The 26,736-nt window shown below is 72.8% G+C and carries 26 protein-coding genes; 18 read left to right on the top strand and 8 right to left on the bottom strand.

Going from position 1 to position 26,736, the window contains the following annotated elements:
* Positions 1 to 232: 232 nt before the first annotated feature.
* Both ACWDY5_RS38600 and ACWDY5_RS38595 read left to right on the top strand, forming a co-directional pair.
* Complete coding sequence (locus ACWDY5_RS38600) at positions 233 to 2,212, top strand: S8 family serine peptidase (protein WP_449727093.1); 1,980 nt, start codon at positions 233 to 235, stop codon at positions 2,210 to 2,212.
* A 134-nt stretch (positions 2,213 to 2,346) separates the two neighbouring features.
* Positions 2,347 to 2,943, top strand: coding sequence for a TIGR03086 family metal-binding protein (locus ACWDY5_RS38595; protein WP_449727092.1), 597 nt, complete (start codon positions 2,347 to 2,349; stop codon positions 2,941 to 2,943).
* Positions 2,944 to 3,157: 214 nt separating this feature from the next.
* Here the strand turns inward: ACWDY5_RS38595 and ACWDY5_RS38590 are convergent, their stop codons facing one another.
* Positions 3,158 to 3,919: a pirin family protein gene (locus tag ACWDY5_RS38590; RefSeq protein ID WP_449727091.1), complete on the bottom strand. Its 762-nt coding sequence runs from the start codon at positions 3,917 to 3,919 to the stop codon at positions 3,158 to 3,160.
* 52 nt (positions 3,920 to 3,971) lie between these two features.
* Positions 3,972 to 4,526: a YceI family protein gene (locus ACWDY5_RS38585; RefSeq protein ID WP_449727090.1), complete on the bottom strand. Its 555-nt coding sequence runs from the start codon at positions 4,524 to 4,526 to the stop codon at positions 3,972 to 3,974.
* Between the two features lie 82 nt (positions 4,527 to 4,608).
* On the opposite strand from ACWDY5_RS38585, the gene ACWDY5_RS38580 reads away from it, so the two are divergent.
* Entirely contained in the window at positions 4,609 to 5,082 is a 474-nt protein-coding gene (locus tag ACWDY5_RS38580) for a MarR family winged helix-turn-helix transcriptional regulator (protein WP_449727089.1), read from the top strand.
* A 6-nt stretch (positions 5,083 to 5,088) separates the two neighbouring features.
* Here ACWDY5_RS38580 and ACWDY5_RS38575 read toward each other — a convergent pair whose 3' ends face one another.
* On the bottom strand, positions 5,089 to 8,001 hold the full coding sequence (locus ACWDY5_RS38575; RefSeq protein ID WP_449727088.1) for a BTAD domain-containing putative transcriptional regulator: 2,913 nt from the start codon (positions 7,999 to 8,001) through the stop codon (positions 5,089 to 5,091).
* A gap of 1 nt (position 8,002) precedes the next feature.
* A complete protein-coding gene (locus ACWDY5_RS38570) occupies positions 8,003 to 8,338 on the bottom strand; it encodes a winged helix-turn-helix transcriptional regulator (protein WP_449727087.1) in 336 nt (111 codons plus the stop codon).
* A 307-nt stretch (positions 8,339 to 8,645) separates the two neighbouring features.
* Here ACWDY5_RS38570 and ACWDY5_RS38565 point away from each other — a divergent pair, with 307 nt between their 5' ends.
* Positions 8,646 to 9,482: a LysR family transcriptional regulator gene (locus tag ACWDY5_RS38565; protein WP_449727086.1), complete on the top strand. Its 837-nt coding sequence runs from the start codon at positions 8,646 to 8,648 to the stop codon at positions 9,480 to 9,482.
* Positions 9,483 to 9,604: 122 nt separating this feature from the next.
* On the opposite strand, the gene ACWDY5_RS38560 is transcribed toward ACWDY5_RS38565, so the two are convergent.
* The 3 genes from ACWDY5_RS38560 to ACWDY5_RS38550 form a co-directional block, all read right to left on the bottom strand.
* Positions 9,605 to 10,111: a phosphoribosyltransferase gene (locus tag ACWDY5_RS38560; RefSeq protein ID WP_449727085.1), complete on the bottom strand. Its 507-nt coding sequence runs from the start codon at positions 10,109 to 10,111 to the stop codon at positions 9,605 to 9,607.
* A 19-nt stretch (positions 10,112 to 10,130) separates the two neighbouring features.
* The gene (locus tag ACWDY5_RS38555) at positions 10,131 to 10,730 is read right to left on the bottom strand and encodes a GGDEF domain-containing protein (RefSeq protein ID WP_449727084.1); all 600 of its coding nucleotides are present in this window, start codon (positions 10,728 to 10,730) and stop codon (positions 10,131 to 10,133) included.
* Between the two features lie 125 nt (positions 10,731 to 10,855).
* Entirely contained in the window at positions 10,856 to 11,503 is a 648-nt protein-coding gene (locus ACWDY5_RS38550; RefSeq protein ID WP_449727083.1) for a TetR/AcrR family transcriptional regulator, read from the bottom strand.
* A 155-nt stretch (positions 11,504 to 11,658) separates the two neighbouring features.
* On the opposite strand from ACWDY5_RS38550, the gene ACWDY5_RS38545 reads away from it, so the two are divergent.
* The 5 genes from ACWDY5_RS38545 to ACWDY5_RS38525 are packed head-to-tail and all read left to right on the top strand — an operon-like array spanning position 11,659 to position 16,951.
* On the top strand, positions 11,659 to 12,999 hold the full coding sequence (locus ACWDY5_RS38545; RefSeq protein WP_449727082.1) for an NAD(P)/FAD-dependent oxidoreductase: 1,341 nt from the start codon (positions 11,659 to 11,661) through the stop codon (positions 12,997 to 12,999).
* A complete protein-coding gene (locus ACWDY5_RS38540; RefSeq protein ID WP_449727081.1) occupies positions 12,996 to 14,339 on the top strand; it encodes an NAD(P)/FAD-dependent oxidoreductase in 1,344 nt (447 codons plus the stop codon). Before ACWDY5_RS38545 ends, ACWDY5_RS38540 begins: the two co-directional genes overlap by 4 nt.
* Before the next feature lie 9 nt (positions 14,340 to 14,348).
* The gene (locus ACWDY5_RS38535) at positions 14,349 to 15,563 is read left to right on the top strand and encodes a cytochrome P450 family protein (protein ID WP_449727101.1); all 1,215 of its coding nucleotides are present in this window, start codon (positions 14,349 to 14,351) and stop codon (positions 15,561 to 15,563) included.
* A gap of 3 nt (positions 15,564 to 15,566) precedes the next feature.
* Entirely contained in the window at positions 15,567 to 15,974 is a 408-nt protein-coding gene (locus ACWDY5_RS38530; RefSeq protein WP_449727080.1) for a hypothetical protein, read from the top strand.
* The gene (locus ACWDY5_RS38525) at positions 15,971 to 16,951 is read left to right on the top strand and encodes a phosphatidylglycerol lysyltransferase domain-containing protein (RefSeq protein WP_449727079.1); all 981 of its coding nucleotides are present in this window, start codon (positions 15,971 to 15,973) and stop codon (positions 16,949 to 16,951) included. The genes ACWDY5_RS38530 and ACWDY5_RS38525 overlap by 4 nt, the downstream gene beginning before the upstream one ends.
* Position 16,952: 1 nt before the next feature.
* On the opposite strand, the gene ACWDY5_RS38520 is transcribed toward ACWDY5_RS38525, so the two are convergent.
* Entirely contained in the window at positions 16,953 to 17,639 is a 687-nt protein-coding gene (locus ACWDY5_RS38520; RefSeq protein ID WP_449727078.1) for a S1 family peptidase, read from the bottom strand.
* 173 nt (positions 17,640 to 17,812) lie between these two features.
* Here ACWDY5_RS38520 and ACWDY5_RS38515 point away from each other — a divergent pair, with 173 nt between their 5' ends.
* The 9 genes from ACWDY5_RS38515 to ACWDY5_RS38475 form a co-directional block, all read left to right on the top strand.
* Positions 17,813 to 19,441, top strand: a complete 1,629-nt coding sequence (locus ACWDY5_RS38515) for an aldehyde dehydrogenase family protein (RefSeq protein WP_449727077.1) — start codon at positions 17,813 to 17,815, stop codon at positions 19,439 to 19,441.
* Positions 19,442 to 20,584, top strand: coding sequence for an acyl-CoA dehydrogenase family protein (locus ACWDY5_RS38510; protein ID WP_449727076.1), 1,143 nt, complete (start codon positions 19,442 to 19,444; stop codon positions 20,582 to 20,584).
* Positions 20,581 to 21,834, top strand: coding sequence for an aspartate aminotransferase family protein (locus ACWDY5_RS38505; RefSeq protein WP_449727075.1), 1,254 nt, complete (start codon positions 20,581 to 20,583; stop codon positions 21,832 to 21,834). Before ACWDY5_RS38510 ends, ACWDY5_RS38505 begins: the two co-directional genes overlap by 4 nt.
* Positions 21,831 to 22,304, top strand: a complete 474-nt coding sequence (locus ACWDY5_RS38500) for a type II toxin-antitoxin system RatA family toxin (RefSeq protein ID WP_449727074.1) — start codon at positions 21,831 to 21,833, stop codon at positions 22,302 to 22,304. Before ACWDY5_RS38505 ends, ACWDY5_RS38500 begins: the two co-directional genes overlap by 4 nt.
* Positions 22,301 to 22,540 (top strand): acyl carrier protein, encoded by a 240-nt coding sequence (locus ACWDY5_RS38495; protein ID WP_449727073.1) that lies wholly within the window; start codon positions 22,301 to 22,303, stop codon positions 22,538 to 22,540. The genes ACWDY5_RS38500 and ACWDY5_RS38495 overlap by 4 nt, the downstream gene beginning before the upstream one ends.
* Positions 22,540 to 23,757: a beta-ketoacyl-[acyl-carrier-protein] synthase family protein gene (locus ACWDY5_RS38490; RefSeq protein WP_449727072.1), complete on the top strand. Its 1,218-nt coding sequence runs from the start codon at positions 22,540 to 22,542 to the stop codon at positions 23,755 to 23,757. The genes ACWDY5_RS38495 and ACWDY5_RS38490 overlap by 1 nt, the downstream gene beginning before the upstream one ends.
* Positions 23,750 to 24,547 (top strand): enoyl-ACP reductase FabI, encoded by a 798-nt coding sequence (gene fabI, locus ACWDY5_RS38485; RefSeq protein WP_449727071.1) that lies wholly within the window; start codon positions 23,750 to 23,752, stop codon positions 24,545 to 24,547. The genes ACWDY5_RS38490 and fabI overlap by 8 nt, the downstream gene beginning before the upstream one ends.
* A 4-nt stretch (positions 24,548 to 24,551) precedes the next feature.
* Complete coding sequence (locus ACWDY5_RS38480) at positions 24,552 to 25,028, top strand: MaoC family dehydratase (protein WP_449727070.1); 477 nt, start codon at positions 24,552 to 24,554, stop codon at positions 25,026 to 25,028.
* 150 nt (positions 25,029 to 25,178) lie between these two features.
* A partial coding sequence (locus tag ACWDY5_RS38475) for a BTAD domain-containing putative transcriptional regulator (RefSeq protein ID WP_449727069.1) occupies positions 25,179 to 26,736 on the top strand: 1,558 nt, incomplete at its 3' end.

Raw genomic sequence — 26,736 nt, 5'->3', positions numbered from 1 at the left:
GGCGGTCGCGGTGTCAACACCCGGCTTGCCGTCCATTGGGTGGACCCGGGTTGCGTCAGGCGGGGTGGGTTTTTCCGGGTGTTGCCACAGAATGGCCGAATCACCGCAGCTCAGGGCGTTGAGGGCGGTAAGTCCGGTGGCGGGATCCGGCCATTGTCGCCAATGCGCTCTACCGGGCCCGGTGTGGCCCGGATTACGTTCCGACCCGGTTACCCTGCGGAAAGGACCTGACGTGAAACGGTTTCCCCTGCGGCGCACGGCGTTAGCCCTCGCCCTTGGCGTCGGAGCGGCCGTCATCGCCCCGGCGTTCGCCGTCGGCGCGCCCGCCCCCACGCCGAGCCCGGCTCCGGTGGAGATCGCGGGCAAGAAGCCGGCCCAGCCGGTTCCGGTGGCCAAGCAGGCCGGGCTGCGCGCCTACTTCGTGATCACCGACCCGAGCCAGGTCGCGGCGGGCAAGACCGCGGTCACGAACAACGGCGGCACCGTCTACGCCTCCTACGACGCCATCGGCGTCATCGTGGCGCACTCCACCGACACCGGGTTCGCGGCCAAGGTCCGCGCGGTGCAGGGCATCCAGAAGGTCGGCGCGACCCGCACCTCCGACGTGCCGGCGGCCGCGGCCAACCCGGCGATCCCGCCCTCGCCCAGCCAGACCACCCCCACCGCGGCCGAGACCAACCGCGTGGACATGACCCAGATCGGCGCGGACAAGGCCTGGGACGTCAACCCCGGCTCCGCCTCGGTCACCGTCGGCGTGCTGGACACCGGCGTGGACGACCAGCACTACGACCTCAAGCCGAACTTCGACGCGAGCAAGTCGGCCTCCTGCGCCTACGGCAAGCTGGACACCCGCGAGGGTTCCTGGCGCCCGGTCGGCGACCACGGCACGCACGTGGCCGGCACCATCGCCGCGGCCCGCAACGGCAAGGGCATGGTCGGTGTGGCGCCCGGGGTGAAGATCTCCTCCGTGCGCGTGGCCGAGGCCGGCAGCCAGCTGTTCTTCCCGGAGAACACCGTGTGCGCCTTCGTCTTCGCCGGTGACAAGGGCATCCAGGTCACCAACAACAGCTACTACACCGACCCGTGGTTGTTCGCCTGCCCCACCGACACCGACCAGGGCGCGATCCTGGAAGGCGTCAAGCGGGCGGTCGCCTACGCCGAGGGCAAGAACGTGCTGAACGTGGCCGCGGCCGGCAACGAGAACTACAACCTGGCCAAGAAGACCACCGACACCACCAGCCCCAACGACTCCACCCCGGTGAACCGCACCATCACCGACGCCTGCCAGAGCCTGCCCACCGAGCTGCCCGGCGTGGTCGTGGTGTCCTCGGTGAACAGCAGCAACGTGAAGTCCTCGTTCTCCAACTACGGCACGGACAAGGTGCACGTGGCCGCGCCCGGCGACAACGTGTACTCCACCGTGCTCGGCGGCCAGTACGGGTCGAAGTCCGGCACCTCGATGGCCTCCCCGCACGTCGCGGGTGTGGCCGCGCTGCTGGCCAGCGTCAACCCCGGCGCCTCCACCACCGACCTGCGGGCCAAGCTGGCCGCCCAGGCCAACGACATCGCCTGCCCGTCTGGGGAGAACCGCTGCACCGGCACCACCGCGAAGAACTCCTTCTACGGTGAGGGCCTGGTCGACGCCAAGGAGTCCGTGGAGACCGGCACCCCCAGCCCGGTCTCGGTGACCAGCCCCGGTGACCAGACCGGCAAGGTCGGCCAGGCGGCCTCCGTGCAGGTCAAGGCCACCGACGCGAACGGCAAGGCGCTGACCTACGCCGCCAGCGGCCTGCCGGCCGGGCTGACCATCAACTCCACCAGCGGCCTGATCTCCGGCACGCCGACCACCGCGGGCACCAGCAGCGTGACGGTGACGGTGACCAACGCCGACGGCAAGACCGGCACCGCCAAGTTCAGCTGGACCATCACCTCCGACGGCGGTGGCGGCACGGTCACCGTGACCAAGCCCAGCGACCAGTGGGGCTTCGTCAACTGGGCGATCAGCCCGGTGCAGGTCAACGGTTCCAGCACCGCGGGCGGCTCACTGACCTACACCGCCGCCGGGCTGCCGCCGGGCCTGAGCATCAGCTCCACCGGCCGGATCACCGGCACGCCGACCAAGGCGGGCACCTACCCGGTGACCGTCACCGGCACTGACGCAGGCGGGGCCAAGGGCACCACCAGCTTCGGCTGGCGGATCTACGGCTTCTGACCGCGACCACGCTGAACCGGGCCGGTCGCCCGCTCCCTGCCGGGGCGGGCGACCGGCCCGTTGTCGATCTCGCGTGGCCCCGATCGTCGGTGGGGTGCGGTTGACTGGCCGCACCACCACCTTGGGGAGATGAGATGACCACCATCGAGCTCGGCGCGGCAGCCGACCGGATGTCCGCGCTGCTCGCCGCCGTCACCGACGAGCAGCTGGCCGGACCGACCCCGTGCGCGGAGTACCGGCTGGGCGACCTGATCGAGCACATCGGCGGGCTCGCGCTCGTCTTCACCCAGGCCGCTCGCAAGGAACCCAGCCCGGACACCGGCCAGCCGCCTGCCGGTGCCGCCGCCCGGCTCCCTGCCGACTGGCGCACCGCCTACTCCGCCCAGCTCGGCGAGCTGGCCGAGGCCTGGCGGGACCCCGCGGCCCTGACCGGCATGACCAGGGCCGGCGGCGTCGACCTGCCCGGCGAGGTGGCCGGGCAGGTGGCGATGAACGAGCTGGTCGTGCACGGCTGGGACGTGGCCCGCTCGATCGGCGCGGACTACTCGGTGCCTGCCGCGGAACTGGCCGCCGCGCTGGAGTTCGTCGAGCAGTTCTCCGGGCCGGAGAGCGAGGCCGACCGGGAGGGCCTGTTCGGGCCGGTCGTGGCGGTGGCAGCGGGGCGGCCGCCGCTGGACCGGCTGATCGGCCTCAGTGGGCGGGACCCGGAGTGGACGCCCGGCTCGGTGTAGCCGACCGGTGAACCGTCCACTGTGGACGTGGCGGTCGTGACCGGGCAATCCTTTGCATGCGGATTGTTGGGGTCGAAACGAACTGCGCGATTAATGTAAGGTGTGAAATAAGTTGACGGACCCGGCAGTGCCGATCTTGTCCGCGACTTGGCGATGACACGAATGGGGCCGGTGAACCCGCCGTCTTCACCGGCCGCATTCGTGCAAGTGAGACTCACCCGAGGGTCGCGTGCATCTCCCACACCAGGACCTCGGCGTCCTCGGTCGCGGTGATCCGCTGCCCGCCGATGGCGGTGAACCGCACCGCGTCACCGGTGGCCAGCTCGCCGGAACCCTCCAGGGTGACTGCCCCACGCGGCACGAACAGGTGCAGGAACGGCGCGTCCGGCAAGGTCACGGACTGCCCCGCGGTCAGCCGGGCGGCGTGCAGCGCGGCGTACTTGTTCTTGATCCGGATGGCCGACTTGTCCCGGTGCCGGTCCATTCCCGAGGCGACCGGGACGAGGCCGCCGGCGAGCAGCTGGTCGTCGATCTCCAGCTGCTCGTAGCCCGGCGTGATCCCCGATTCGTCCGGTACCACCCACATCTGCACAAAATGCACTTCGTCGACGTGCTCGGCCCCGTGCGGCCGCCAGGAGTCGTTCTTCTCCGAGTGCAGGATGCCGCTGCCCGCGCTCATCCGCTGGGCCAGGCCGGGATAGATGATCCCGGAATGGCCGGTGGAGTCCTGGTGCACGAGGGAACCCCGCAGCACCCAGGTGACGATCTCCATGTCCCGGTGCGGGTGGGTGTCGAACCCGGTGCCGGGGCTGACCACGTCGTCGTTGTTGACCAGCAGCAGTCCGTGGTGGGTGTTGGCCGGGTCGTAGTTGCCCCCGAAGGAGAAGGAGTGCTTCGAGTCCAGCCAGTCGATCCTGGTGGCGGACCGGTCGGCGGCACGCCGGATGTCCACTCCTGGACTCAGCGTTTTCGTCATCCTTCTTTCCTTTCGGGATAGTCGTCCATTGTGGACAGTGTGAAAGGGAGGATCAGGCGGCGCGGACCGCGGAGACCTCGAACTCCAGCACGATCTTGTCGCTGACCAGCACGCCACCGGTCTCCAGTGCGGCGTTCCAGGTGATGCCGAAGTCCTTGCGGGAGATGGTGGTGGTGCCCTCGAAGCCGACCCTGGTGTTGCCGAACGGGTCCTTGGCGGTGCCCTCGAAGGTGAACTCGATGGTCACCGGCCGGGTGACGTCCTTGATGGTCAGGTCGCCGGTGAGCGCGAAGTCCTCGCCGTCCTGGGCCACCGAGGTGGAGACGAACCGGATCTGCGGGAACTTCTCCAGCTCCAGGAAGTCGCTGCCGCGCAGGTGCTCGTCGCGCTGGGCGTTGCGGGTGTCGATGCTGGCGGCGTTGATGGTGACCGCGACCGAGGAGTTGGCCGGGTTGTCACCGTCGACCTTGATCCGGCCGTCGAACTCGTTGAAGGCGCCGCGGACCTTGGTCACCATCGCGTGCCTGGCCACAAAACCGACCCGGCTGTGCGTGGCGTCGATCGCGTAGTCGCCGGTCAGTTCGCTGAGGGAGAGGGTGCTGGTCATCGGGAGCTCCTTTGGTTGATGTGTCATCTACATCCTGCACAACCCCAGTTGATGTGTCAACTATTCCGGTAGACTCCAGGGTGTGACCGACACCGAGTGGCTTGAGGAGTCCCAGCAGCGGGCCTGGCGCGCGTTCCTGCGCGTGCACGCCGAGCTGACCGTGCGCATCGGGCGTCAGCTACAGGTGGACTCGGACCTCTCGCTGGCCGAGTTCGAGGTGCTGGTCCAGCTGAGCGAGCTGCCCGAGCCCCGGATCCGGATCTTGGAGCTGGCCAAGCTGCTGAACTGGGAGAAGAGCCGGGTCTCGCACCAGCTCGGCCGGATGCAGAAGCGCGGGCTGGTGGCCAGGGCGGGCTGTCCTGAGGACAAGCGCGGCGCGTTCATCCAGCTCACCGAGGCGGGCAAGGCGGCCATCGAGGGCGCGGCCCCCGGGCACGTGGCGGTGGTCCGGCGGCTGGTCTTCGACGCCCTGGACGGCACCCAGGTGGCCGGGCTCACCGCTCTGTGCGAGCACCTCCTGGCCAACATCGAGTCCTCCGGCTGCCCCACCGAATAGCGCGGGTCAGGTCAGGTGGTGGGCGGCCAGCGCGATGGCTTCCGCCGCGGCGGCCGGTGGTGGGGCTGGAGTGCTGAGGGTGGCGGCGGCCTCGTGCAGCGCGGGGGAGCCGGTGAGCTCGGCCAGCACGGTCAGGATGGTGGCCAGCACCGGCAGGTTGCGGCGGGCGACCGCGATCGCGAAAGCTTCCTTGAGCAGCGGTTTTGCTGATTCGGGGTGACCTGTGGCACATTCGATGCGGGCCAGGGTGGTCTGGGTGTGGCAGCGCAGTTCCTCGGTGGCGAACACTCCGAGTGGGCTGGCGGCGAGGGCTTGGGTGCAGAGCGCCCGGGCCTGGTCGAGGTCGCCGGTGCGGCGGGCCAGTTCGGCCTGACCCAGCTGTGCGGTGGCCACCCAGTCGGGCGCCCCGGCCTGGCGGCCCAGCAGTGCGACCTGGGCGAGGTCCGCGCGGGCGGCGGACAGGTCCCCGTGTGCCAGGTGGCCGGCGGCGCGGCGGTTGAGCAGGTCCGCGGCTTCCTCGGTGGCGCCCAGTTCGCGGGCCAGCATGATGGCTTCGGCGTAGAGGGCGTGCGCGTGCGCGCGGTCGCCGCGGCGGTCGGCCAGCGGCGCGAGGTCGCCGAGGGCCTGGATCATGGCCCAGCGTTCGCCTAGGGCGCGGAACCGGGCCAGCGCGACGGTCAGCAGCGCCTCGCCCGCGACGGGGTCGCCGCGGTAGATGGCGACCACGCCGTTGCTGAGGCCTTGCAGCGCGGCGCTCCACGGATCGGCGTCGAACATCGCGCCGTACTGGCGGGCGGTCGCCGCCAGGTCGGCAGGCGGGCCCTCGACCATCGCCCACAGCACCCAGAGCAGGGGCTGGCGGGGCGCGCTGGTGCGCGCCTCCAGCAGGCGGCGGACCTCGTCCAGTTGTGGGCGCAGCGGGGCCGGGTCCGGGGTGCCGAAGGCGGTGGTGAGCACGCAGACCGAGTACTCCTCGGCCAGTTCCGGCGGGGCGGTGGCGCCCAGCTGACCGGTCAGCTGGGCGGTCAGGCGGGCACCCTCGGCGCGGCGGCCGCGCAGCCACCAGTAGGGGGCGAGCGCGGCGGCCAGGCGCAGCGCGCTGTGCGGGTCGGTGGCGCTGGTCCAGCGCAGGGCGGCGATGAGGTTGTCGTAGTCCTCGTCCAGCCTGGCCAGCCAGTCGAGCTGTTCGGCGCGCAGCAGCCTGGGCGAGGCCGCCTGCGCCAGGGCCAGGAAGTGCGCGGCGTGCGCGTGGCGGAGGCGGTCGGTGTCCCCGGCGTCGGCGAGACGTTCGGCGCAGAAGGCGCGGATGGTCTCCGGCATCCGGTACCGCTCGCCGGTCCTGACCAGCAGGGACTTGTCCACCAGGCCGGTGAGCGCGTCCAGCGGGTCGGGCGCGGCGCACACCTCGGTCAGCGCGGCCAGGGTGGCGCCACCGGCGAAGACGGTGAGCCGGCCGGCCAGCACCCGCTCCGGGCCGTCCAGGAGGTCCCAGCTCCACTCGACCACGCCGCGCAGGCTGCGGTGCCGGGCGGCCGCGGTGCGCTCACCCTTGGCCAGCAACGCGAACCGGTCGTCCAGCCGGGCCGCGATCTCCGGCACGGGCAGGCCGCGGACCCTGGCCGCGGCCAGCTCGATGGCCAGCGGCAGGCCGTCCAGGGCCTGGCAGATGTGCTCGACCTGCCCGGGGTGCGCGGCCGGGTCGTGCGCGGGGTCGGCGGCGCGGGCGCGGTGGGTGAACAGCTCGACCGCGGCCGCGCGGTCCAGGCTGGGCACCGGGTGGCGGGCCTCGCCGGTGATGCCGAGCCCTTCCCGGCTGGTGGCCAGCACGCGCAGCTCGGGCAGCGCGCGCAGCAGGCCGGCGGTGAGCTCGGCGACGGGCTGGATGAGGTGTTCGCAGTTGTCCAGCACGAGCAGCGGCGGCCGGTCGGCCAGTGCGGCGCGCAACCGGTCGAGGGGGTCCCGCGCGCCCTCGCGCGCGCCGAGGGCGGCGAGCAGGGCGCGCGGCAGGTCGGCCTGGTCGGTGAGTGGGGCGAGGGCGACGAAGCAGGCCGGGGTCCCGGTGGCGGCCTCGATGGCCAGCCGGGTCTTGCCCGCGCCGCCGGGTCCGGTGAGGGTGACCAGGCGGTGCCCGCGCAGCAGGTCGCGGACCTGCCGCAGGTCCTGGGCGCGGCCGACGAAGCTGGTCAGCTGGGCCGGTGGCGGGGTGAGCCGCTGGTGGTCGCCGCGCAGGGCGAGGCGGTGCGCTTCGGCGAGCTCGGCCGAGGGGTCGGCGCCGAGCTCCTCCGCCAGGCGGGTTCTGGCCTGCTCGAAGGCGGCCAGGGCTTGCGCCGGGTGGCCGTCGGCGAGCAGGGCGCGGACCAGCAGCGCCCACAGGCGTTCCCGCAGCGGGTGCGCGCCGAGGTGTTCGCGCAGCGCCGGGGCCAGGCCGGTGCGGCCGAGGGCGAGCGCGGCCTCAGCGTGGTCCTCGATCGCGGTCAGCCGCAGCTCGGGCCAGCGGCTGGGACCGAGCTCGGCAGGCAGGTCGCCGCGCCACAGGGCCAGCGCCTCGGCCAGCTGGGCCTCGGCGGCAGCGTGCTCGCCCCGGCGCAGCGCGGTGTGGCCGTCGGTGACGAGGGCGGCGAACCGGTGTGCGTCCACCTCGGCCGGGTCGACCGCCAGCCGGTACCCGCTCGGGTGAAACTCGACAAGTCCGGAACCCAGTGCCCTGCGCAGCCGGGAGACCTGGGACTGCAACGCGTTGGCCGCGCCCTCGGGCGGGTCGTCGGCGTACAAGCCGTCGATGAGCGTCTCGGCGGGCACGATCCGCCCGGCCCCGGCGGCCAGCAGCGCGAGCAGGGTGCGGACCTTGGGGCCGCCGAGTGCCACCGGCGTGCCGTCGGGGTGGGCGGCCTGGACCGGGCCGAGGATGCCGAAGCGCATCTCAGCAGTCGGCGGGCAGGTGGTTCGCGGCCCACCTGGCCAGCTCGTCCAGCGCGGGCAGCAGCGCGGCGCCCCGGTCGCTGAGCCGGTAGGAGACCGCCAGTGGCGGGCCGTCTCTGACCTCGCGGAGCACCAGTCCGGCCGCGGTCAGCTCGGTGAGCCGGTCCGAGAGCATCGAGTCGCTGATCCCGCCGATGGCCCTGCGCAGCTCGGCGAACCCGGCGGGTCCGGTGGCCAGGGTCCCGATGATCACTCCGTTCCACCGCTTCCCGAGCAGCGCGAACACCCTGACCAGCGCACCGTCGCAACTCCGGTCCCCGGCAGCGTCCTCCGCCATGGCGGACAGGGTAGTGCCCGAGCGGGCCGCCTATCCGGCTTCGCGATAACAGTGATCATGATCGACTGCTTTCCGGCGGCAGCCCCCAGCGGGAGGATGTCCTGTGCAGATGATCCGCCACGGGAGTGCCCGGCACGCTGAACACCCCGCGCGCGCCGTGTCCGGCGCCCGGCGCCTCCCGCCATCCCGGAGATCGTCCGGCCGACGGCCCCCAGCCGCCGGAGGACGCGCGTTCCGGCGCACCGGCCTGCCACGCTCCGCCCGTCGTGGTAGGCCGGTGCGGTGCGAGAGTTGACGGGACGGACCCGTGCTTGACCCGGTGTGGCTGCGCAGCTTCCTCGCCGTCGCCGAGACCGGCGGCTTCACCGAGGCGGCCAGGCGGCTGTGCCTCGGCCAGTCCACGGTCAGCCAGCACGTGCGCAGGCTGGAGCAGGCCACCGGCAGGCAGCTGTTCGTGCGGGACACCCATTCGGTCAAGCTGACCGGCGACGGCGAGGCGCTGACCGGGTTCGCGCACAACATCCTGGAGCAGGAACGCCTGGCCATGGCCTACTTCGCCCGGCCGGAGCTGCGTGGCAAGGTGCGCCTTGGGGTGTGCGAGGACCTGGTGCTGGGCCACCTCCCGGCGACCCTGCGCCGGTTCCGGGCCACCCACCCGCTGGTCGACCTGGAGCTGACCGTCGAGCTGAGCAGCCTGCTGCACGACCGGCTGGCCGCGGGCGGCCTGGACCTGGTGCTGGCCAAGCGTCGCACCGAGGCCGACGGGCACCTGCTGTGGCGGGAGCCGCTGGTCTGGGTCGGCAGGCCGGGGCTGCGGCTGACCAAGGGCGAGCCGGTGCCGCTGGTGGTCTACCCGGAGCCGAGCCTGACCAGGGCGCGGGCGCTGGAGGCGTTGCGGGCCTGCGGGATGCAGTGGCGGGTCGGCTGCTGGAGCGACCGGCTCAACGGGTTGCGCGCGGCGGCGCTGGCCGGGCTCGGGGTGGCGGTGTTCGCCCGGTCGGTGGTGCCGGAGGGGCTGGTGCCGGTGGAGGGGGAGCTGCCGCCGCTGGCGGAGGTGGACTTCGCGGTGCTGGGTGGCAGGCGGGCTGGGCACGGGCCTGCGGCGGCCTTGGCGGAGCTGATCATCGCGGCGCGGTGGCCGTAGGCGGCGCGGTGGCCGTGGGCGGGGCGTGGCGGTGCGGGGCGCGGTGAGCGTGGTGGCGCAGGGCGGCGGGGCGCGGTGGGCGTGGGCCGGGGCTGGCTCGCGCGCGCCCCGGCCGGGGTGGCTCAGGCGTCCAGCACCTGGCCGGCGCGACTGACCACCGGGGGCTGCACCGACCACGGGAAGTTGATCCACCGGTCGGTGTGCCGCCACACGTACTCGCACTTGACCAGCGAGTGCGGCTTCTCGTAGATCACCGCGCAGCGCACCTCGGCCACGGTGTCGGCGCAGAAGTCGTGCACCAGCTTCAGGGTCTTGCCGGTGTCCGCGACGTCGTCGGTGACCAGCACCTTCGCTCCGGACAGGTCGATGACGTTGGGCACCGGCGGCAGCATGACGGGCATGTCCAGGGTGGTGCCGACGCCGGTGTAGAACTCCACGTTCATCACGTGCAGGTTCTTCACGTCCAGCGCGTAGCCGAGGCCACCGGCCACGAACAGGCCGCCGCGGGCGATGGACAGGATGATGTCCGGGGCGTAACCGTCGTCGGCGATGGCCTGCGCGAGGTCGCGGACCGCCTCCCCGAACAGGCTGTAGGTCAGGTTCTCCCGGTCTTCCGGTGCAGCCGTCATGGGTGCAGTCTCGCTCATCTCAAGCCGGGCGGCCGAGGGCGGGCCGGGCGCAGTGCACCCGGTTCCGGCCGGCGTGCTTGGCCGCCAGCAGCGCGGCGTCCGCGGCCAGCACCAGGTCGGCGAGGCGGGTGCGGGCGCCGGGGCAGTGGGTGGCCAGGCCGACCGAGACGGTCAGGTCGGTGACGGTGCGTGGGCCGCGCACGGTGCGGGCCGGGACCTGGAGCGCGCCGACCTCCGCCCGCAGCGCGGCGGCCAGCGCGGTGGCGGTGCCCAGGTCGGCCCCGGGCAGGAAGGCCAGGAACTCGTCGCCGCCGTGCCCGCCGTAGCGGCCCAGCACCGCGCGCTCGCACACCTGGCGCAGCACCGAGGCGACCGCGCGCAGCACCCGGTCGCCTGCCGGGTGGCCCAGGGTGTCGTTGATCCGCTTGAAGTGGTCGAGGTCCAGCAGCACCAGCGCGGCAGGCTCGTCCCGGCGGCGGGCGGCGGCCAGCGCGCGCCCGGCCTCGGCGTCCCAGCCCCAGCGGTCCAGCAGGCCGGTCAGCTTGTCGGTGGCCCAGGCCCGTGGCTCGTGGCCGCAGGAACGGCAGCGGGCCGAGGGCGGTGGTTGTCGATGGTTCATCCCGGTGGCACCCATGTTCGGTTCGGTCAGTGTCGCGGCGGACGGCGGGGGACCTCGCGGGTCGGTGGGATTCACGGTCCCCCGCCGCCTGCCGTGGACAGGCGTCGGTCTGGGGGTCCGGCCGCCTATCCGGTCCTCGGGGCCGCGGTCAGCGTGCACACGCCGTCCACGGTGTGGCAGAGCAGCTGGCTCAGCTCGTCCAGCAGCTGGGCCCGGCCCGGCCGCCGGTGCTCCAGCCACCAGTGGCACACCGCCTGCACCATCCCGGCCAGCGCGTAGCGCACCGGGTCCGGCGGCGGAGACGGGCTCAGGCCGGGGATCTCGCCGAGCAGGTCGGCCAGCGCGGTGACGATCGGGTCGGCCGCCTGGCCACCCCGTGGACCTGCCGGGTTGCTCAGGCTGAACCGGTAGAGCCACTGGTTCTCCATGATCACTACCAGGTAGGCCTCCACCGCGCCGCGGATCCACTGCCGCCGGGTGCCCGCCTCGCGCAGGCCGGTCAGCGCGGGCCGCAGCCGGGCCAGCATCAGCTCGGCCGCCCGGTCGCCCGCGGCCTTGAGCAGTCCGGCCTTGTCGTAGAAGTAGTGGTACAGCAGGGGTTTGCTCACCCCGGCCGCGGCGGCCAGCTGGTCCATGCTGATCCCGGCGCCATGCGTGGTGATCACCTTGATCGCGGTCTCCACCAGCTCCGCCCGCCGCGCGGCCGGGGCCATCCGCCTGCGCCGCCCCTCGCACGGGCGGCGGAGCGCGCTCTGCTCCAGGGGAGTGTCCATGTGTCCTCCGCTCGGCTGCCTGTCTGCCTTGACAGAGCAGACCCGCGGCCCGCTGGATACCGGGTGGCGGCAACTTTCTCGCGCTCCGCGATCAGGTGTATCCGCTGCGCCACCTCGTGGTCTCTGTTTCGGTGAGACGAAGGGGCGTGATGGCGGTGTCCTCGAGAACAACGTCCACAGTGGACGTCGCGGTGGTCGGCGGCCGGGTCGCGGGCGCCGCGCTGGCGGCCAGGCTGGCCAGGGCCGGGCTGCGGGTGGCGGTGTACGAGCGGGCGGTGGAGCTCGGGCCGACGCTGTCCACGCACATCTTCCACGGCACCCAGGACCTGCGCGCCGAAGGCATCTACGCGGACCTGGTGGCCGCCGGGGTGCCGCCGCTGCCGGAGGTCCAGGTGCGCCTGGACGAGCTGCGGCTGACCTTCCGGCACCCCGCCGACCCCGGGCTGTGCCCGCCGCGTGAGCTGCTGGACAACCTGCTGCTGGACCGGGCGCGGGCGGCCGGGGCGCAGGTGCACCTTGGCCGCCCGGTGGTCGGGCTGCTGCGCGAGCACGAGCGGGTGGCCGGGGTGGAGGTGGCCGATCAGGACGGGCGGGTGCGGCCGGTGCGGGCCCGGCTGGTGGTCGGCGCGGACGGGCGCAGCTCGCCGGTGGCCCGCTGGGTGCGCGCCACCCAGTACCTGAGCTTCCGCAGCGGCCGCGGCCAGGTGTGGCGGTACTTCCGCGGCAAGCGGCTGCCCAGGGTGCTGCTGTGGCACCGGGTCGGCGCGCGACTGGCGCACATCCTGCCCACCGGCGAGGAGGAGTACTACCTGTGCGCGCAGCCGCCGGTGGGCGATCCGGAGGACTTCCGGCGCACCGGGCCGGACGCGCTGCTGCCGTGGGTGGCGCGGGTCAGCCCGGAGATCGCCGAGCTGGCCAGTGGCGGCGAGCCGGTGGGCGGGCTGCGCCGGATGATCGGCTACCCGTGCTTCTTCCGGCAGCCGTTCGGTCCCGGCTGGGCGCTGGCCGGGGACGCCGGGCACGCCAAGGACGCCACCATTGGCCACGGCATCACCGACGCGCTGCGCAACTCCGCCGCGCTGGCCACCGCACTGCTGTCCACTTGGGACGATCAGGCGGCACTGCCGGAACGGTTGCGGGAGTGGGCACGGCGGCGGGACGAGGCCGAGCTGGCCAACTTCTGGTACAGCCAAGAACTCGGTGACGCGGCCCCGGTCGGCGCGCTGCGCAAGGCCTTCTTCCGCGGGCTCGACGCGACCGGGGTCCGCAGGCTGGACGAGGTCATGGCGGACAAGCGGGACGCCGACACCCTGCTCACCGCGACCCGGCTGGTCCGCACCGCGCTGAACCAGGTCCTCTCCGGTGTGCCCGCGCCGGAGGTGCTCCGCGAGGCCGGGGCGCTGGTACGGCTGAACATGCTGCGCCGCAAGGCTTTCCGGGAACGTGCCGCCGAGGCCCCGAGCCTGTCCCGGCCGCTGGCGGCGGTGTCCCGATGACCCTCGCACACACCTCGCCCTGGGGCGGCGGTGTGGCCGAGCCGCTGCTGCCGCCGTTGACCGGCAGGCACCGCGCGGACGTCGTGGTGGTGGGCGGCGGGATCGCCGGACTGTCGCTGGCGCACCGGCTGCGGGCCGAGCTGCCCTCGGCGCGGATCCTGCTGCTGGAGGCCGTGGTGGTCGGCGGCGGCGCGACCGGGCACAGCACCGGGCTGGCCAGACCGGGCGTGTGGGGCTCGATGCGGTTGCTGCACAAGCGAGTGGGGGCGGCGGCCGCGGACAGTCTGATCAGGGCCTCGCTGGCTGGGATGGCCGCGTTGCACGAGCTGGTCACCGCCGAGGGCATCGACTGTGACCTGGTGCGCGGCCAGATGTATCAGCTGCCAGTTACCGCCGAGCACGTGCGCCGCTACACCGGTGACCTCCCTGAGCTGAACCGGCTCGGCATGGAAGCGGACTGGCTCTCGCCGCGCGAGGCCGCGGAAAACCTTGGCCTGCAAGGCGGTTTCGGTGCGCTGCGGGTGACCCCGCTCTACCAGCTGGACCCGCTGCGGCTGTGCCGGGGACTGCGGGACCTGCTGCTGGCGCGCGGGGTGGAGGTGTTCGAGGGCACGCCGGTGCGCTCGGTGGAACCCGGCGCGCGGGTGCGGGTGCGCACCGATCTCGGCGAGGTGGACGCTGCCCAGGTGGTGCTCGCCATCGATGGCTACACCAGGGTTTCCGGGTTGGTGAAGTTGCCAGTGGTGCCGTTCCGCTCGCAAGCCCTGTGCACCGAACCGCTGGCCGCGCTTCCGCTGCGGCCGGGCGACCTGGTGCTGGACTCGCGGGCCTACTTCAACTACGCGCGGCTGAGTCCGGACGGCCGGCTCATCCTCGGCGGCGGCCGCGCGGCCAACCCCAGCACCCGGCCCGGCACCCAGCCCAGGGTCTCCGGCGGCACCTGGCGACGCCTGGAACGCGAGCTGCGCCAACTGTTCCCGGCGCTGGACGGGGTGCGCATCGCCCGGTCCTGGGCCGGGGTCAGCGGGGCCACCCCGGACTGGATGCCGATCGTCGGCCAGGTCCAGCCCGGCGTGTGGTTCGCCGGCGGCTGGAACGGCCGGGGCATCGCGCCCGCCCTGCACACCGCGGGCTGGCTCAGCGGTCAACTCGCCGCCGCCCTGCACGGAAAACCCCTACCGCCACCCAGTGTGCCCTGGCACCGCAGTGGGGCCAGAGCCGCGCCGGTGCTGGACCGGCTGCGCTACCCGCTGCGCCAGGGCGTCCTCGAACTCAACGACCGCCGTTCGCTGCACACCGGACGTCGCGCGCCGCTCCGCTTCGGCCGCGACGAGAAATGAGTGTCCACAATGGATAAATGCCCGGTCCGTCCCGACCCGGCCGACGCCGCGCTGTTCGACGAGGACTACCAGCGCGACCCCTACCCCTCCTACGCCCGGCTGCGCGCGGTGTCCCCGGTGCGCTACCTGACCCTGCCGACCGGACTGACCGCCTGGCTGGTCACCGGCTACGAGGAGGTCCGGCAGGCGCTGACCGATCCGTTGCTGAGCAAGGAAAGCCGCTACGACGCCGAGTCCGTCCAGGGCCTCTCGCCGAGCATGGGCGCCAGCATGCTCAACCTGGACCCGCCCGACCACGACCGGCTGCGCCGCCTGGTCGGCAGCGCGTTCACCCGCCGCCGCATCGAGGCCCTGCACGACACGCTGCACGACGCCGCGGACCGGCTGATCGACGAGTTCGCCCCGCGCGGGCAGGCCGACCTGATGCGGGAGTTCGCGCTGCGACTGCCGGTCGGCATGATCGGCGAGCTGCTCGGCGTGCCGGAGGCGGACCGGGACGCCTTCTTCGAGCTGGCCCACGACTACGTCGGCTTCACCCCGGAGACCAGGGAGAAGGCCGCGGCCGCGCTGGCCGGGCTGAACGAGTACATGGCCGGGCTGATCGCGGCCAAGAAGCACGCCCCCGGCGAGGACCTGATCAGCGCGATGATCGCGGCCAGGGACGAGCAGCAGCGGCTCACCGACGAGGAGCTGCTGGCCAACGCGCTGCTGCTGTTCCTGGCCGGGCACGTCACCACCGCGGGCTTGATCGCCAACGCCACCCTGGCCCTGCTGCGCCACCCCGATCAGCTCGCCGCCTTCCGCGCCGACCCGGACCTGGTGACCAACCTGGTGGAGGAGGCGCTGCGGTTCGAGGGACCGGCCGAGCTGTCCACCATGCGCTGGGCCAAGCAGGACACCGTGATCGGCGGGGTGGCGATCGGCAAGGGCGAGCGGGTGCTGGTCTCCCTCGGCGCGGCCAACCGGGATCCGCGCCGCTTCGCCGACCCGGACGTCTTCGACCTGGCCCGCGCCGACGCCAACGCGCACCTCGGCCTCGGTCACGGCATCCACTACTGCCTCGGCGCGCAGCTGGCCAGGGCCGAGGTGCGCACCGCGCTGGCCCGGCTGTTCGCCCGGCTGCCCGACCTGCGGCTGAACGCGCGCTTCGAGGACCTGGAGTGGATGCCCGGCATCGGCCGCGCCCCGCTGTCCTTGCCCATCGTGTTCACCCCGGGAGGCTGAGGCGTGGATCCGCGCAACCTGTTCGAGACCCGCACCACCTACCGCCTGCTCCGGCTGGAGTACCTGGCCGCGCTGGGCGTGTGCGGCTGGCTCTTTCTTGTGCACTGGGACGAGGTGCGGCTGCTGCCCGCGCTGCTGCTGTTCGCCTACATCGACGTCATCGGCTACCTGCCCGGCCTGATCGCCTTCCGCCGCAGCGAAACCGGCAAGATCCATCGCGGTTTTTACGTGGCCTACAACCTGACGCACAGCTTCGTCACCGCGGGGCTGGTTGCCTTGCTGTGGTGCTGGCTGGTGCGACCGGAGTGGGCGCTGCTGGCCATCCCGATCCATCTGTGCGGCGACCGGGGGCTGCTCGGCAACTTCCTCAAGCCGTTCGCGGTGTCCTTCGAGCCGGTGTCGCCACGGTGACCGCCGTGGACCTGCTGCGCGCACACGCCCGCAGCTCCAGCGCGTTCCTGGCCTACAACCAGGACACCGAGCACTTCCAGACTCCGGGGATCGACGGCCTCATCGCCTACCGGCCGGCCGGTCGACGGCACCTGGTGCAGCTGACCGGGCCGTGCGCGGCCGAGGTCGACCAACCCGCGCTGACCGCGGCCTTCCGCGCCTTCGCCGCCGGGCAGGGCCGCCGGATCACCGCCGTGCAACTGCGCAAGGAGGAGGCCGCGGCCTGCGCCGAACTGGGCTACGCGGTCAACCAGCTCGGCGCCTCCTTCAGCATCGACCTGGCCCGGTTCACCCTGCGCGGCGGCAAGCTCGCCGAGACCCGCAACCGGCTCTCCCAGGCCCGCCGCGCCGGGGTCCAGGTCACCGAGGAGTCCACAATGGACACCGAGCTGGCGCTGACCCTGACCGTGATCGACCAGGAGTGGTTGCGCGCCAAGGGACGCGCGGTGAAACAGCTCGGCTTCATGGTCGGTGAGCGCGGTGGCCGGGGCGCGGCGCACCGCAGGCTGTTCGTGGCCAGGGCGGCGGAGCGGATCGTCGCCTACATCTCCTTCTCCCCGGTCTACGGGCCACGGCCGGGCTGGCTCTACGACCTGACCCGCCGCCACCCCGACGCCCCGACCGGCGCGATCGAGTCGATCATCGCCCACGCCGCGGAGGCCTTCCGCGGCGAGGGCGCTGAGTGGCTGCACCTGGGCTTCACGCCGTTCGTCCAGCTCCACCCGGAACACCGGATTCCCGGCGCGCACAACAAGATCCTCGATCGGATCATGCGCCGGATCGCCGGGCGGGAGCGCTGGCTGTACTCCGCGCGCACCCAGGAACGGTTCAAGACCAAGTGGGCGCCGCACCTCGTCGAGCCCGAGTACCTGGCCTTCGAGCACGGCCTCAGCCTCGGCGCGGGCTACCGCCTGCTGCGGCTGATCGGGGCGCTGTGACTCACACGCCCGCGATACCGCGGATCCAGTCCCGGTAGGCGCCGACGTGGGTGTACTGGCAGCTGGTGTCGTTGCCGGTGGAGAGCACGCCGACCTGGTTGCCGTTGGGGGCGAACATCGGTCCGCCGGAGTCGCCGGAGCCGCACACGCCGTTGATGCGTTCGCCGTTGATCGCCCGGCCGCCCTTGTAGTCCTTGGCGGCCACGTCGGTGACCTTCAGCTTGGCGTTCTTCAGCAGCGGCGACTGCCTGCCCTGCTCGGTCTGGCCCCAGCCGTGGATGGTGACCGTGTTCCCCACCGCGACATCGGCCAGGGTGCCCAGCTTCACCGCGGGTGCGCGCACCGGCTTGGCCAGCTTCAGCAGCGCCAGGTCGGCGTTGGTGTGCACGGTCAGGCCGCCGGTGGCCACATCCACGTACTGGCCCTTGGCGTGCTCCACATTGCCGATCCGGAAGCCCCACTTGTGGTTGCCGCCCACGCAGTGCTCGGCGGTGAGGATCCACTGCGCGGAGATGACCGTGGCGGTGCAGTAGCCGTCCTTGCCGTCCTGGTAGAGCCGGGCGCTCCACGGCGCTGAGGCGGTGAGCTCGCCGTTGACGATGGTCACACCAGCCTGGGCCGGGGCCGCCAGACCGAGCAGCACGGCCGAGCCCGCCAGCAGACCGGCGATGAAGTTCCTCGCGCGCACAACGCCTCCACAGCTACCGGCTCCGCAGGCCGGATGCCCCGGACGCTAAGCGCCGGTCAGCGCCGCAGAACACCGACTAAAGCACTGCGCAATTCAGTTCAGTCGGCTCGCGGTATCCAGCCGGACACCCAGCGCCACTGTGCCAGTGACGAAGCCAGCCGAGAGGGAGACCGATGAGCCCAGGGGTTCCGGTGCCGACCTACCTGTCCTACGTGGCAGGGAAGGAGATCGACTCCGACCGTTACGTCTACACGGTGGGCGCGCGGTCGATCCTCACCGACCTGTTCGGCAGCCTGACCCTCAAACGGCGGCTGGAACAGGGCCAGCTCGACCCGGCCACCGTGGCCGACCGGGTGGTCGGGCGGTGCGCGCTGGCCGATGAGGACACCATGGCCGCCGCGGTGGCCGCCGCGGCCGAGGCCGCACCCGCCTGGGGTGCCACTCCACTGGCGGTCAGGGTCGAGCTTGCCCTGGCGCTGCGGCAGCGGATCCTGGCCGGGCACAAGGATCTCGTGGACGTGCTCATCGCCGAGGGCAACCCTCGCCCACTGGCCGAGTGGCAGGTGGCCGGGATGCTGTCGGTGGCCAGTGAGGAGACCGTGGGCTGGCTGGCCGGGCAGCTGGAACAGGAGTTCCGGCACGGCGACCGGCGACTGCTGCTGCGACGGCGGCCGGACGGGGTGGTCTGCGTCAACCCACCGCAGAACGCGCCGGCCACCAGCGCCCTGTTCGGGGCCACCGCGCTGATGGCGGGCAACACCGTGGTGGTGCGCGCCCCGCGCAGCGCGCCGTTTGGCGTGATGCACGTGCTGCGCGAGTACGTGGTGCCCGCGCTCGCCGAGATCGGCGCGCCGCCCGGGGTGCTCAACATGTTCTGCGGCAGGCCGGGACCGGCGCTGCGGAGCTGGCTGGCCGACCCGCTGGTGGACGACATCTTCTACACCGGCGGCGTCGAACGCGGGCTTGAGCTGGAACGGGACTGCGTGGCAGCCGGGAAGAAACCGATCCTGGAGCTGGCCGGCAACGACTGCGTGGTGATCTGGCGGGACGCCGACCTCGACCTCGCGGTGGAGGCGCTCACCGAGTGCTTCTACGGCTCCGGCCAGATCTGCATGGTGCCCAACCAGGCCGTGGTGCACCCCGCCGTCGCCGAGGAGCTGATCGCCAAGCTGCACACCGCGGTCACCGCGCTGCGCCCCGGCTACCCGGACGAGCCGGACGTGCTGCTGTCCCCGGTGCTGCGCGCCGAGCGCTTCGGCACCGTGGTCGAGGACGCCCTGGCCCGCGGCGCCACGCTGGTCTGCGGCGGCGGGCGGCTGGAGGTCGACGGCGAACCCTCGGAGACCGGGCCGTTCCTGGCCCCCACCGTGCTGCGGGTGGACGGCCTGGACACCTGCCGGGAGCTGACCGCGGTCCGCGAGGAGACCTTCTTCCCGCTGCTGCCCGTGGTCGTGCCCGGCGAAGCCCCCGACGAGGAGCTGCTGGACGCGATCTTGGCCTTTGTGGACAGCAACCGTTACGGCCTGCGCAACTCGTTGTGGGCCAAGGACAAGCTGGTCATCGAGGAGTTCCTGGCCAAGGTCGGCAACGGCGGCCTGCTCAAGGTCAACGACTCGCACATCGGCTTCCTGCCCTACCTGCCCACGCACGGCGGCACCGGGCTCACCGGCGGAGCCTTCGGCGAGGCCAACTACCTGGTGCTGCGCACCACCCACCTGCAGGGCGTGTCGGTCGCGGAGAACGTGCGGCCCAGCGCCGCGGTCTTCGAGGCCTACACCCGCATCACCGAACCAGGAGCGTGAATGGATCTACAGTTCATGGCCGCCGACCGGGACGTCTGCGACCAGCTCGCCCCCGGCCTGCGCGCGGAGCTCGCCGGGCTGAGCCTGGCCGAACGGGAGGCCGACGACGGCAAGGCCATCCAGCTGTTCCGCGCCTGCGGGGCCTCGAACCTGCTGGTGCCCAAGGCATACGGCGGCAGCGGCGGCACCGCGGTGCAGGCGATGGGCGTCATGCGAGCCTTGGGTGCGCTGGCTCCGTCGATGGCGGTGGCCACCATGATGCACCACTTCTCCGTCGGCACCCTGTACTCGATGCTCGACGCGATTGGCACCCAGGTGAACCTGGATCCCGTGTTACCGCAACGGATCGCCAGTGACCGGCTGCTGCTGGCCTCCGGGTTCGCCGAGGGCAACACCGACCAGGACATCCTGCGCCCCACCCTGCGCGCCGAGCAGGTCGAGGGCGGCTACCTGGTCAACGGGGTGAAGAAGCCGTGCAGCCTGTCCCGCTCGATGGACCTGCTCTCGGCCAGCGTGGCCGTGCCCACCGGCGACGGCGAGGCCGACTTCGGGCTGATCCTGCTGCCCGCCATGACCCCCGGGCTGTCCGTGCACCCGTTCTGGTCCACCTTCGCCCTGGCCGGGGCGGAGAGCCACGAGGTCCGGCTCACCGACGTCTTCCTCACCGAGGACCAGCTGGTGCGCACCACCCCGGAACTGGCCGGGCGCATGCTGGAGCTCCAGATCCTCGGCCTCACCTGGTTCCAGCTCAGCGTCTGCTCCGTCTACAGTGGACTCGCCGGGGCGCTGGTCGAGCGGGTGCTGCACCGGGGCCGGGGCAGCGCGGCTGACCGGGCCGCGCTGGTCATCCGGCACCAGAGCGCCGCACTGCTCACCGAGGGCCTGGCCCGCCGGATCGACGCCGGGGACACCGGGGCGGACACCCTGACCGCGGCCCTGGTCACCCGGCACAGCGTGCAGGAGCTGGTCACCAGCACCGCCTCGGCCGCCGCGGAACTGCTGGGCGGCATGGCCTTCATCGCCGCGGGCGAGATCGGTTACCTGCTGGCCGCCGCGCACGCGGTCGCCTTCCACCCGCCCGGCCGGGCCGGCACCACGCAGACCGTGCTCGGCCACCTCAGCTCGGCCAGGGACGCGACATGACCGTGGACCTCACGGCGGCCGAGGCGGAGTTCGAGCGCACCGCCACCGCCTACCGCACCCACCTCAGCCGCGGCCGGGCCGCGCTCGGCGAGCTGTTCGGCCGCGAGCTGGAACAGTCCGCCACCGGGGCCTGGGTGCGCACCAGCCGCGGCCGGGAACTGCTCAACTGCGGCGGCTACGGCGTGCTGCTGATGGGCGCCCGCCACCCCAGGGTGGTCGCCGCGGTGCGCGCCCAGCTGCACACCCTGCCGGTGTCCACCAAGCTGCTGCTCGAACCCGTCGCGGCCAAGGCCGCCGCCGCGCTCACCGCGATCGCACCGTCCACAATGGACAAAGTGCACTTCGCCTGCTCCGGCGCGGAGGCGGTGGAGACCGCGATCAAGCTCGCCCGCACGCACGGCCGCACCCACCTGATCTCGGCCAGGGACGGCTACCACGGCAAGACCCTCGGCGCGCTCAGCGTCACCGCCCGCGGCGTGTTCCAGGAACCGTTCCGGCCACTGCTGCCCGGCGTCTGCCACGTGCCCTACGGCGATGCGGACGCGCTGCGCCGGGAACTGGCCGCGCACGAGGGCAGGGCCGCGCTGATCCTGGAACCCGTGCAGGGCGAGGCCGGGGTGGTCCTGCCACCGGCGGGCTATCTGGCCGAGGCGCAGCGGCTGTGCCGGGAGTACGGTGCCTTCTTCATCCTGGACGAGGTGCAGACCGGCCTGGGCCGCCTCGGCCACTGGTGGGGCGCGGACCGCGAGCGGATCACCCCGGACGTGCTGGTGGCAGGCAAGGCGCTCGGCGGCGGCGTGCTGCCGGTGTCCGCGGTGCTGGCCACCGAGTCCGCCTTCCACGCCTTCGACCGCGACCCCTACCTGCACACCTCCACCTTCTCCGCCAGCCCACTGGCCATGGCCGCGGTGTGCGGGGCGATCGAGGCGATCCAGGAAGGCGGCCTGGTCGAGGCCGCGGGCAGGCTCGGCGAGCACATCCGGAGCAAGCTTTCCGCGCTGTGCCAGGACATCCTCGGCTCCCGGGTGCGCGAGGTGCGCGGCGCCGGACTGCTCATCGGCATCGAGTTCAGCAGGCCAGGCATGGCCGCGGACCTGCTGGCCGAGCTGATGGCCGCCGGGGTCATCGCCAACCACTCGCTCAACTCCGCCCAGGTGCTGCGGCTCACCCCGCCGGCCACCCTGGACGAGGCCGAGCTCGACTTCCTCGTCCAGGCCTTCGCCACCGCGGCCAAGGCGGTGGCCGGATGAGGCGGATCCACCTGCTGGCCGAGGTCCCCAGCGCCAGTCCCGCGCAAGCCTTCACCCTGCTCACCGACTTCACCCGCTTCCCGGCCATCGCCGAGGAGGTGCGCTCCGTTGAGGTCTTCCCCGGCCGGCCACGGCATTCCACCTGGGAGGTCGCCTTCCGCCGCGGCCGGTTGCGCTGGCGGGAGTGGGAACACCTCGACCCGGCGACCACCAGCGTCGAGTTCGGCCAGGTCGACGGCGACTTCGAGCACTTCCGCGGCGCCTGGCGGATCACCGGGGCGGACGCCGGCTGCACGGTGGACTTCCAGGTGGACTTCGACTTCGGCATCGACAGCCTCGCCGAGGCCATGGACCCGGTGGCCGAACGGCTGCTGCGTGGGGTCATGGGCTCTGTCCTGAGTGGACTCTTCGGCGCGGACACCCAACTGCACGACCTGCCCCCCATCCCTGTGGAAAGGACCATCCCATGAGCGCCCTGCTCGACCAGCTGACCTCGCTGCTGACCACCCGCTTCGGCGTGCCGCCCGAGGAGGTCCGGCCCGAGGCGACCTTCGCCGAGCTCGACCTGGACTCCCTCGCCCTGGTGGAACTGGGCCTGGTGACCGAGAAGGAGTTCGGGGTCAGGGTCAAGGACAACGAAGTGTCCACTTCGGACACCCTGGCCGCCATCGCCACGCTGATCGAGTCCAAGCGCGAGGCCGCCTGATGACCGGCCTCGCGATCACCGGACTCGGCCTGGTCACCGCCGCCGGGATCGGGGTCGAGGCGAGCTGGGCGGCCATCCTGCGCGGGGAGTCCACCGCCAGCGCCGACCCCGCGCTCTCCGGCCTGGTCACCGACTTCAGCTGCCGGGTGCCCGGCTTCGACGCCGACGCCCAGCTCGGCCGCCGCACCGCCTGGCGGCAGGAACGCTGCGCGCACCTGGCCAGGGTCGCCGCCCGCGAGGCCGTCGCGGACAGCGGCCTTGACCCCGGCACCTGGAACGGCGCGCGGGTCGGCGTGGTGGTGGGCAACTCCCTCGGCGGCACCATGACCTTCGAGCAGCAGTACGAGATCCTGCGCGCCGAGGGCGAGTCCCAGGTGACCCCGCTGCTGATCCCGATGGCCGGCACCGGCTCGCCCACCGCCTGGCTCAGCCTCGACCTCGGCGCCCGCGGCCCCAGCCTGGCCCCGGCCACGGCCTGTGCTTCTGGGGCCACCGCGCTCGGCGTCGCCTGGGACTGGCTGCGCTCCGGGATCTGCGACGTGGTGGTCACCGGCGGCGCGGAGTCCGCGCTGTCCCCGCTGATCATGGCCGGGTTCGGACAGCTCGGCGCGCTGTCCACCCGCAGCGGGGACCCGGCGACCGCCTCCCGGCCCTTCGACGCCGACCGGGACGGCTTCGTCGCCGCCGAGGGCGCTGGAATCCTTGTCCTGGAACGGATCGAGGACGCCAAGGCGCGCGGCGCGCGGGTGCACGCCCGGCTGGCCGGGTACGGCGGGGCCTCCGACGCCTACCACATCACCGCCCCGCACCCGCACGGCGACGGCGTGGAACGGGCCAGCCGGATCGCCCTCGAAGCCGCCGGGCTCCAGCCCTCCGACATCGGGCACGTCAACGCGCACGGCACCTCCACCCCGATGAACGACGTGATCGAGGGCAGCCTGATCAAGCGGCTCTACCCCGAGGGCACCCCGGTCACCTCGGTCAAGGGCGCCATCGGGCACGCCCTCGGCGCGGCAGGCGGGATCGAGGCGGTGTGCACGGTGCTGTCCGTGCGCGACGGCATCGTGCCGCCGACGGCCAACCTGGACCGCCTGGACCCGCGGATCGAGCTGGACATCGTGCGCAAGATCCCGCGCCGGCTGGACCTGCGGGCCGCGGTCAGCAACTCCTTCGGCTTCGGTGGGGCCAACGGCGTGGTGGTGGTGACCCGTGACTGAGGCAAAGCTGTTGTCCGGCAAGAAGATCCTCATCACCGGCGTGCTCACCGAGAGCTCCATCGCCTACGGGGTGGCCAGGATGGCCCAGGAGCACGGCGCGGAGATCGTGCTCACCGGCTTCGGCCGCGGCCTGCGCATCACCGAGGCCATCGCGGAAACCCTGCCCCAGCCCTGCGACGTGCTGGAGCTCGACGTCACCAAACCCGAGCACCTGGACGCGGTCTCCGACGCGCTCTACGCCCGCTGGGGTCACCTGGACGGGGTGCTGCACTCGGTGGCCTTCGCCCCGCCCAGCGCGCTCGGCGGTGGCTTCCTCACCGCCGAGTGGGCGGAGGTGGCCACCGCGCTGCACATCTCCACCTACTCCTTCGCCGCCTTCGGCCGGGTCTTCGGCCCGCTGCTGGCCAAGTCCGCGCACGGCTCCCTGGTCGGCCTGGACTTCGACGCCAGCCTGGCCTGGCCCGGCTACGACTGGATGGGCGTGGCCAAGGCCGGCCTGGAGAGCTGCTGCCGCTACCTCGCACAAGCGCTGGGGCCACAGGGCACCAGGGTCAACCTGGTCGCCTGCGGTCCACTTCGGACACTCGCCGCGCGCGGCATCGGCGGGTTCGACCAGCTGGACCGGGTGTGGGCCGACCGGGCCCCGCTGGGCTGGGACCAGACCGACACCGAACCGGTGGCCAGGGTGGTGTGCGCGCTGCTGTCAGCCTGGCTGCCCTCGGTCACCGGGGAGATCCTGCACGTCGACGGCGGGGCGCACGCGGTCGGCGCCGGCCAGGAGAGGGGATAGCCGGATGCGGATCTTCAGCAGTGCCGCCGAGCTGCGCGCCTCGGTCGGCCAGCGGCTGGGCGAGAGCGCCTGGCACACCGTGAGCCAGCGCCGGGTCGCCGAGTTCGCCGAGGTCACCGAGGACCGGCAGTGGATCCACCTGCACGCCGAACGTGCCACGGAGGGCATGTTCGGCGGGCCCATCGCGCACGGCTTCCTCACCGTCTCGCTGATCCCGGCGCAGCTGCGCGAGACCATGCACGTGGACGGGGTCGACCTGGTGATCAACAAGGGCATGGACCGGCTGCGCTTCCACCAGCCGGTGCCGGTCGGCGCCCGGGTGCGCGCGGTGTTCGAGCTGCTCACCGCCACCGAGCGGGCCCTCGGCTTCACCGACCTCCAGCTGGGCGTCACCGGCGAGGTCGAGGGCAAGGCCGAGGCCGCCTACACCGCCCGGATGCGGATGCTGCTGCACGCCCCCGAACTGGCGCCGACGGGCTGACCGGCCAGGACACCGCCGGGGCCGGACGCGGTCCCGGTGGTGCACGTCATGTCTGGGGTAATTCGGTATTTCGCACATTTGGAGTAACCATTCACCGAGCCTCCGCGACAGGGAGGACATAGTCGCTGGTGAAGTGTGTGGGGTCAGTCAGTGGAGTTTCGGGTACTGGGGCCGCTGGAAGCCGTGCTCGACGGGCGGACGCTGCCGCTGGGCACGCCGAGGGCGCGCACCGTGCTCGGCATCCTGCTCGCCAACGCGGGCGCCGTCGTCAGCATCGACCGGATCGCCGAGGAACTGTGGCCGCACGGCACCGCGGTGGACACCAAGGCCGAGATCTATGCCTACGTCTCGCGGCTGCGCGGTGCGCTGGACCAGCGCAAAGGCGGACCGGCCTGGCTACTACGCCGCTCACCGGGCTACCTGCTCAGCCTGCGGCCCGGTGAGCTGGACCTGCACCGGTTCGAGGCGCTGGTCGAGCAGGCGAGAGTGGCCAGGGGCGCGGGCAAGCTCGAAGCCTGCCTGGCCCGGTACCGGGAGGCCCTGGGCCTGTGGCGGGGCGAGCCCTTCGCCGGGGTGACCGCCACCCCGATGCTGGCCGCGGAGAGCGCCCGGCTGGCCGAGTACCGGCTGCTCACCCAGGAGGAGCTGGCCGACTGCGTGCTCGAGCACGGCGGCGGGCGCGGCGACCTGGTCGCCGAGCTGAGCGCGCTGGCCGCGGCCAACCCGCTGCGGGAACGCCTGCACGCCCTGCTCATGCGCGCGCTCTGCCGGGCGGGCAGACCGGCCGAGGCGCTGCGGGTGCACCAGGAGCTGCGCACCGCGCTGGCCGAGGAGCTCGGCGCAGACCCCGGCCCGGAGATCGGCGAGCTGCACGAGCGGATCCTGCACGGCGAGTGCGAGCCCCCGCCCCAGCGCCCCCCGGCGCGGGTCAGCGCCCGGCGCAACGACCTGCAGGCCGACATCGTCGACTTCACCGGCCGCCAGGAGGAGATGCGCCGCCTGGTGGCCACCCTGCCGGAGACCGACCGGCCCGGCGGCACCGCGCTGGTAATCACCGCCATCGACGGCATGGCCGGGGTCGGCAAGACCACCCTGGCCGTGCACGCCGCGCACCAGTTGGCCACGCACTTCCCGGACGGCTCGCTGTTCATCGACCTGCACGCGCACACCGCGGGCCACGAGCCCACCGACCCGGCCGCCGCGCTGGACACCCTGCTGCGCGCGATCGGCGTGGCGGGGGAAAAGATCCCGGAACGCCTGGACGCCCGCGCCGCGCTGTGGCGGGCCGAGCTCGCCGACAAACGGCTGCTGCTGGTGCTGGACAACGCGGCCAGCGCCGCCCAGGTCCGCCCGCTGCTGCCCGGCACCGCGGGCTGCCTGACCCTGGTCACCAGCAGGCGCAGGCTCACCGACCTGGACACCGCGCAGACCCTGTCCCTGGACGTGCTGCCGCGCGAGGCCGCCGCCGACCTGTTCACCCGCACCGTGGACCACCCGCGGGCCACCGCCGAAGCCGCCGCGGTGGCCGAGGTGGTCGAGCTCTGCGGCCGCCAGCCCCTCGCGCTGCGCATCGCCGCCGCCCGGCTGCGCGCCCGGCCCGCCTGGACCGCCGCTGACCGCGTCCACCTTCTGCTCCAGCGCGTCGATCTTGGCGGTGAACGCCTGCGCGTTGGCGGTGAACTTGTCCTTCTGGTCGGCCTTCAGCTCG

It is taken from the genome of Crossiella sp. NPDC003009, from assembly GCF_053591555.1.
Note: the sequence above shows the minus strand (reverse complement) of the source record. Positions and strands in the feature narration are given on the sequence as shown.

Excerpts from the sequence above, each read along its gene's own strand:
- ACWDY5_RS38555 (WP_449727084.1), bottom strand. The coding sequence starts at position 10,730 with ATGAACCATCGACAACCACCGCCCTCGGCCCGCTGCCGTTCCTGCGGC.
- ACWDY5_RS38570 (WP_449727087.1), bottom strand. The coding sequence starts at position 8,338 with ATGGCGGAGGACGCTGCCGGGGACCGGAGTTGCGACGGTGCGCTGGTC.
- ACWDY5_RS38500 (WP_449727074.1), top strand. The coding sequence starts at position 21,831 with ATGAGGCGGATCCACCTGCTGGCCGAGGTCCCCAGCGCCAGTCCCGCG.
- ACWDY5_RS38515 (WP_449727077.1), top strand. The coding sequence starts at position 17,813 with ATGAGCCCAGGGGTTCCGGTGCCGACCTACCTGTCCTACGTGGCAGGG.
- ACWDY5_RS38495 (WP_449727073.1), top strand. The coding sequence starts at position 22,301 with ATGAGCGCCCTGCTCGACCAGCTGACCTCGCTGCTGACCACCCGCTTC.
- ACWDY5_RS38510 (WP_449727076.1), top strand. The coding sequence starts at position 19,442 with ATGGATCTACAGTTCATGGCCGCCGACCGGGACGTCTGCGACCAGCTC.
- ACWDY5_RS38585 (WP_449727090.1), bottom strand. The coding sequence starts at position 4,526 with ATGACCAGCACCCTCTCCCTCAGCGAACTGACCGGCGACTACGCGATC.
- ACWDY5_RS38535 (WP_449727101.1), top strand. The coding sequence starts at position 14,349 with ATGGATAAATGCCCGGTCCGTCCCGACCCGGCCGACGCCGCGCTGTTC.
- ACWDY5_RS38490 (WP_449727072.1), top strand. The coding sequence starts at position 22,540 with ATGACCGGCCTCGCGATCACCGGACTCGGCCTGGTCACCGCCGCCGGG.
- ACWDY5_RS38540 (WP_449727081.1), top strand. The coding sequence starts at position 12,996 with ATGACCCTCGCACACACCTCGCCCTGGGGCGGCGGTGTGGCCGAGCCG.
- ACWDY5_RS38590 (WP_449727091.1), bottom strand. The coding sequence starts at position 3,919 with ATGACGAAAACGCTGAGTCCAGGAGTGGACATCCGGCGTGCCGCCGAC.
- ACWDY5_RS38595 (WP_449727092.1), top strand. The coding sequence starts at position 2,347 with ATGACCACCATCGAGCTCGGCGCGGCAGCCGACCGGATGTCCGCGCTG.
- ACWDY5_RS38575 (WP_449727088.1), bottom strand. The coding sequence starts at position 8,001 with ATGCGCTTCGGCATCCTCGGCCCGGTCCAGGCCGCCCACCCCGACGGC.
- ACWDY5_RS38550 (WP_449727083.1), bottom strand. The coding sequence starts at position 11,503 with ATGGACACTCCCCTGGAGCAGAGCGCGCTCCGCCGCCCGTGCGAGGGG.
- ACWDY5_RS38560 (WP_449727085.1), bottom strand. The coding sequence starts at position 10,111 with ATGACGGCTGCACCGGAAGACCGGGAGAACCTGACCTACAGCCTGTTC.
- ACWDY5_RS38505 (WP_449727075.1), top strand. The coding sequence starts at position 20,581 with ATGACCGTGGACCTCACGGCGGCCGAGGCGGAGTTCGAGCGCACCGCC.
- ACWDY5_RS38480 (WP_449727070.1), top strand. The coding sequence starts at position 24,552 with ATGCGGATCTTCAGCAGTGCCGCCGAGCTGCGCGCCTCGGTCGGCCAG.